Origin of the sequence: Hungatella sp. SL.1.14 (assembly GCF_024460495.1) — a bacterium.
Taxonomy (GTDB): Bacteria; Bacillota; Clostridia; order Lachnospirales; family Lachnospiraceae; genus Hungatella; species Hungatella hathewayi.
In genome coordinates, this window is the sequence record NZ_JANFYJ010000084.1 from 1 (window position 1) to 953 (window position 953).

At 53.1% G+C, this 953-nt stretch carries 1 pseudogene; it reads left to right on the plus strand.

Annotated elements, in window-relative coordinates:
• A pseudogene (locus tag NE473_RS30005) lies at positions 1–953 on the plus strand (hypothetical protein); the annotation flags it as partial.

The following is a 953-nucleotide window of genomic DNA, read 5'->3' on the forward strand; positions in this document are numbered from 1 at the left end:
GCGTCAGGAGACAGGGAAGGCATATCTAAACACCGGTTATATCTCGGAGGCTGTGGCCGGCGCTGACGGGACGTTTGCGGTTAATCCTGCCGTAGAAATCAGCCTGGAAGCGCGGTATAAATGTTTCAGACTGACTTTGAAGTTTGGCCGGAACAATCCGGACACGGTAATTTTCCACGCCAGCCTAGCCGGGGAGCCGCGGGAAGATTATATGGTATCCGGGCTGACAGCCATGACAGTTATCAGTCACGAGTTTCCGGAGTTTGACCGGCTGGTTCTGGAATTCACGAAAGGCTGTCCGTATAACCGGGTGATACTGAATAACATCATTTTCGGGGACAGCACGGATTATATGCTGGAATACGGCCACGAACTTACGAAGACGCCAAAGGGGACACAGCTTCCCAAAGTCAGGGAACTGCATGTGGTCAGGACCTTCTATAGCCAGGGCGTTGAGGTGAAGGAACTGGCGAAAGAGACCGTCACCGTGAGCGCCGCGGATAACCGGTATACGATCTATTTTTCAGCCCCGTCTTATGACCTGTCTTGTACGATTACAGAGCCTCAGGCAGGCCAGACGGCGGTGATTGTGGACAGTAGCAATTATTATGCTACCGTAGAACTGACAGGCGTTACAGGGGCATGTGAAGTATTGATAACAGGCCGGGAATATATCGTCACACAGGCCAGAGTCAGCCGGCGGTTGAATCCAACCGGGAGATTGGAACAGTGGGAGAACCCGCTGGTGTCCGATGTCGTTCATGCGGCTGATCTGGCGGACTGGGTCGGAGACTACATGCGTGCAGACCGGGAGTATGACCTTCAGTACCGCGGGGAACCGAGGATTGACGCCAACGACATAGCATTCCTGGAAAATAAATATGTGCCGGGCCTGCTCCTGCGGGTGTATGACCATACGCTAAAATTTAATGGTGCGCTAAGCGGAACGATAA